Below are 5,245 nucleotides of genomic sequence, written 5' to 3' on the forward strand. Positions count from 1 at the left end.
GCGTGGTGCTGGCGATTGTGATCGCGGTGCTGGCTGCGATCTCCAGCGTGATCAACGGCAGCCTGCAGCGCACGATTGGCGGCGAACCGGAATACGCGGAGCAGGTGGCGGCGCGCATTGCGTCCGGCGATTTGAGCGGCAGCGTCGATACGCGCTCCGGTGACGACAGCAGCGTGCTGTTCGCCATGAAAACCATGCAGTCCAGCCTTGCCAACACCATCGGCGAAATCCGCCGCAGCGCGGACACCATCGCCACCGCTTCTGGCGAAATCGCCAGCGGGAATATGGATCTGTCGGCGCGCACCGAGTCGCAAGCCAGTTCGCTGGAAGAGACGGCTGCGTCGATGGAGGAGCTGACTTCCACCGTCAGCCAGAACGAAACCAATGCGCATCAGGCCAATCAACTGGCCAAGACGGCCTCCGAAGTGGCACAGAAGGGCGGCGAGGTGGTGTCCGAAGTGGTGAGCACGATGGAAACCATCAATGCATCGGCGACGCGCATTGTGGATATCATCTCCGTGATCGACGGCATTGCCTTCCAGACCAACATCCTCGCTTTGAACGCGGCAGTGGAAGCGGCGCGCGCTGGCGAACAGGGACGCGGCTTTGCGGTGGTGGCGAACGAGGTGCGCAATCTGGCGCATCGCAGCGCCGCCGCCGCGAAAGAGATCAAGGCGCTGATTGACGATTCGGTCGGTAGCATCGAGGCGGGCAGCGCCCTGGTGGCGCAAGCCGGGACGACCATGGAGCAGGTGGTGGCCAGCGTGTCGCGCGTGACGACCATCATGGGCGATATCACGGCGGCGTCCAGCGAGCAGACCACGGGCATCAGCCACGTCAATCAGGCGATTAYGGAAATGGATTCGGTCACGCAGCAGAATGCCGCGCTGGTGGAGGAAGCTGCCGCAGCGGCGGGTGCGATGCAGGAGCAGGCGGCGCATCTGGCGCAGCTGGTGAGCCGCTTCAGGCTCGGATCGGACACCCCGGGCGCTCACGCGCCGCGCCTGCGCCCGTCGCGCTCGACCGCCTTGACCGTGCGCACCGCGTAGGGCGGATCGTTTGATCCGCCGCTGCGTGCACTAAGGTGGCGCGGTTATGGCCGCGTAGGCGGCGGATCAATGATCCGCCCTACGATCAGTGCTGCTCTGGCGCCGGGGCAGTCCCCGGCTCCTCCTGGTAAGTCATCTTGTCGGCGCTGGCGTGATAGGTGCCGATTTTTTGTCCTTCCGGCTGTCCGCCTTCACCCAGCAGGGAACAAGTCTGCGTCTCCAGCTGCCACACCTGTTTACCCGAACGCAGGCTCCAKCGATTGTCTTCGCTCGCAAACAGTTCGAAATCCGTGTCTTCGATCGGCAGCTCGGCCAGCGGAATCTGGCGCTGGCAGGCCGGCATACGCGCGGCCATGAGCGTGTAGCGCGCGTCCTCGCTCCAGAAGTAATCCTGCTGGCGGCGCACGGTCAGCGTGTGTTCCTGGCTGGTGTCCGCATAGAAGGTCGCGGAGTCGTTGTAGCAGCCTGCGAGCAGCAACAAGGGCAGAGCAGAGAGGATCTGGCGCATGGGCGTCTTAATCAAATGGAAAGATGAATTCTGCAAGCCATTATAGCGGCCTGCGGTGCGCCTGCGCACGATTGCAAAGTGCGCCAGTGCAATTTCGATTGGGCTAAACTCAAGCATACAAGTAAAACTTCGACAAGATTTTATGCCCCGTACGACCGCTATCGATGACCAGAATTTCCGGCGCATCCTGAGCCGCAACATTACGCTGCCGCTGGCGGCCGGCGTGGTCACGGCCGGCGTGTTCGTTGCCATCTTCGCCTATCTGCTGAACTCTCTGGCCTGGGTCGAGCACAGCGAGCGCGTGATCGCGCAAGCCAATGAGCTGCGGACGCTGTCCGTGGATATGGAATCCGGCATGCGCGGCTTTGCGCTGACCGGCGATGAAACCTTCCTGACCTCGTACAAACTGGCGCGCCCCAAAATCGAGACGGCGATCGACGCGCTGAGCGAGGAAGTAGCCGATAATTCGGAACAGGTGCAGCGCCTGCGCACCATGCGCGTCCAGCAGCGGCAATGGGACAACACCGCTCAGGAAATCCTGGACGCGCGCCGCAACGGTGGCGACTACATGGGCATGATCCGGGCCGGCCGCACCAAGGCCGACTTCGACGAGTTGCGCAAGCAGTTTGCCGACTTCCTGATCTACGAGCGCCGCCTGCGCGATGCCCGCAGCCGCGAGGCGCGCAACGTCACCTATTTCACGGTGGCGGGCTTCCTCATTCTCAGCATGATCATCAGCGGTTCGCTGGCCTGGTTCGGCCGGCGTGACCTGCTGCGCTTGTCCACGGTCTACAGCACGGCACTGCATGAGCAGAACCTGCATGCGGACAAGCTGACCCACCAGGCCTGGCTGCGCTCCGGCCAGAGCCAGCTGGCCGAGCAGGGTATCGGCCTGATGGCGCTGCCGCTGTTGTCCAGCACCTTGCTGCGCTTCCTGGCGCGTTATCTGGACGTGGCAGTGGCCGCACTGTATGTGCGCGACATGGACGGCAGCCTGCATCGCACCGCGACCTATGGCTTCAGCCGCGAGGACGAAGAGCGCGGACAGGTGATCGGTGCGGAAGAAGGCATCGTCGGCCAGGCTGTGGTGACGAAACGGCTGATTCATTTGACCGACCTGCCGAAGAACTACATCAAGATCAGTTCCGCACTGGGCGACGGCGCACCGATGCAGCTGGTGGTGGTGCCGGTGGATAGCGATGGGCATGTCAACGGCGTGGTGGAACTGGGCTTCCTGCGCGCCATCGGCGACCGCGAAATGGATTACTTGCGGCTGGTGGCAAGCAATATCGGCAACGCCATCGACGCCACGCAGGCGCGCCAGCGCATGTCGGAGTTGCTGTCCGAAACCCAGCAGCTGAACGAGGAATTGCAGGTGCAGCAGGAAGAGCTGCGCACCGCGAACGAAGAACTGGAAGAGCAGTCGCGCGTGCTGGAGCAGTCGCAAGTCAATCTGGAAAATCAGAAGGCGGAACTGGAACAAACCAACGAGCGCCTGGCCGAACAGGCCGTGATGCTGGACCAGCGCAATGCCTGGCTGGCCGATGCGCGCGCCCAGCTGGAGGAGCGGGCAGAGGATCTGGAGCGTGCCAGCCAGTACAAGTCGCAGTTCCTGGCGAATATGTCGCACGAACTGCGCACACCGCTCAACAGCGCGCTGATTCTGGCCAAGCTGCTGGCCGAGAACGAGCCGGGTAACCTGAATGAGGAGCAGGTGCGCTTTGCCAGCACCATCTACGCATCGGGCAATGACCTGCTCAATCTGATCAACGATATTCTCGACATCTCCAAGGTCGAAGCGGGCAAGCTGGAACTGATGCCGGAAGACGTGCCGCTGCAGCAGGTGGTGAACAACCTGACCATGCTGTTCGAGCCGCAGGCACGGCAGAAGGGGCTGGATTTTGTGATCGATCTGGACCCGGGCGTACCGGATTCGATTTATACCGATCCGCAGCGGCTGGAGCAGGTGCTGAAAAACCTGCTGTCCAATGCGCTCAAGTTCACGGACGAGGGCAAGGTGATGCTGCGCCTGTCCGCGGCGCCGAACGGGCAGCTCAGCTTTGTGGTGCAGGATACGGGTATTGGCATTCGCCCGGACCTGCAGGAAGCGATCTTTGGCGCCTTCCAGCAGGGCGATGGAACTTCCAGCCGGCGTTATGGCGGGACGGGGCTGGGGCTGTCCATCTCGCGCGATCTGGCCACGCTGCTGGGCGGGGCGATCAATGTCACCAGCGCGGTGGCGCAGGGCAGTGTGTTCACCCTGACGCTGCCAGTGCAGTGGGCTGCGCCGCCGGCGCCGGCTGCCGCGCCGGGTGCTGCGATCGGGCTGTCCGCCTCGGCCGCTACGGCGACCGGGACGCTGTCCGGCGCCTCAGCTTTGTCGTCCACATCCGCCGCGCCCGCCGCCGCATCGCAATTCGGCCCCGACGGGGCGCCGGGCGCCAGTACGCCGCGCTCCAGCCTCGCTGGTCCTGCGGGCACAACCACGCGGCCCTCCAGCCTTGCCGGGGCGCCGGGCACCTCCACGCCAGGCACCGGCTTCGCTGGGACACCAGGCGCCGCCGTGTCACGATCGGGTTCCGCCGGCGTACCGGCCACCTCCGGAGCACCAACCGGCCTCGCTGGCGCGTCAGATGGCGCCGGGTGGTCACGGCCGCGCGCCACCGGCTCGTCCGCGGCCGCGATGCACGCGGGCAGCTCCATGCTGGACGCCTCTTCAGGCGCAGGCGGCCCCGGCTCGCAAGCCTTCGTCCGCCCCTTCGACGACGACCGCGCCATCCCACCCCCGCCCGACCGCATGGTGCTGGTCATCGAGGACGAGCCCAACTTTGCGCGTATCCTGTTCGACCTCGCGCATGAGAAGAACTACCGCTGTCTGGTCGGCTTCAACGCCGAGGAAGGCCTGCAGTTGGCGGAAGAGCAGCAGCCCGCCGCCATCCTGCTGGACATCAGGTTGCCGGACCGCTCCGGGCTGTCCGTGCTGCAGCTCCTGAAGGACAACCCGAAAACCCGCCACATCCCCGTGCATGTGGTGTCGGCCTCCGACCACGGCGAAGCGGCACTGCACCTCGGCGCGGTCGGCTACGCCAGAAAGCCCGYCTCGCGTGAAGAACTGAAGGAAGTCTTCAACAGGCTTGAGCAAAAGTTCACACAAAAGATCAAGCACATCCTGCTGGTGGAAGACGACGACCGGCAGCGCGACAGCGTGGTCCAGCTGATTGCCGACGACGACATCGACATCAAGGCCGTGGCCACCGGCGAGGAAGCGCTGCAGCTCCTGCGCAGCCATATCTTCGACTGCATGGTGATGGATTTGAAACTGCCCGACATGCAGGGCAACGAACTGCTGGAGCGAATGTCGCATGAAGAGATCGCGTCCTTCCCGCCAGTCATCGTCTACACTGGAAGAAGCCTCACGCGCGCCGAGGAAGCCGACCTGCAGAAATATTCGCGCTCCATCATCATCAAGGGCGCACGCTCACCGGAACGCCTGCTGGATGAGGTCACGCTCTTCCTGCACAAGGTCGAGTCGGAACTGTCCAGCGAGCGCCAGAACATGCTGAAGGCGGTGCGCAGCCGCGACCGCGTATTCGAAGGCCGCACCATCCTGCTGGTAGATGACGACGTGCGCAATATCTTCGCTCTCACCAGCGCCCTGGAGCAGAAAGGGGCTATCGTGGAAATTGGC

At 64.0% G+C, this 5,245-nt stretch carries 3 protein-coding genes; 2 read left to right on the top strand and 1 reads right to left on the bottom strand.

What is annotated here, in order from left to right; genetic code table 11:
* Positions 1-1,049 (top strand): methyl-accepting chemotaxis protein (locus tag AB4Z11_RS22000; RefSeq protein ID WP_442027673.1); only part of this gene is annotated, 1,049 nt, incomplete at its 5' end.
* An 85-nt stretch (positions 1,050-1,134) separates the two neighbouring features.
* On the opposite strand, the gene AB4Z11_RS22005 is transcribed toward AB4Z11_RS22000, so the two are convergent.
* Positions 1,135-1,557 carry a hypothetical protein gene (locus tag AB4Z11_RS22005; protein WP_442027674.1) on the bottom strand — a complete coding sequence of 141 codons (423 nt, stop codon included), beginning with the start codon at positions 1,555-1,557 and terminating at the stop codon, positions 1,135-1,137.
* Between the two features lie 142 nt (positions 1,558-1,699).
* On the opposite strand from AB4Z11_RS22005, the gene AB4Z11_RS22010 reads away from it, so the two are divergent.
* On the top strand, positions 1,700-5,245 hold a 3,546-nt coding region (locus tag AB4Z11_RS22010), incomplete at its 3' end, for a response regulator (protein WP_442027675.1).

The sequence above is a fragment of the Pseudoduganella sp. RAF53_2 genome (assembly GCF_052113985.1).
Lineage (GTDB): Bacteria > Pseudomonadota > Gammaproteobacteria > Burkholderiales > Burkholderiaceae_D > Rugamonas.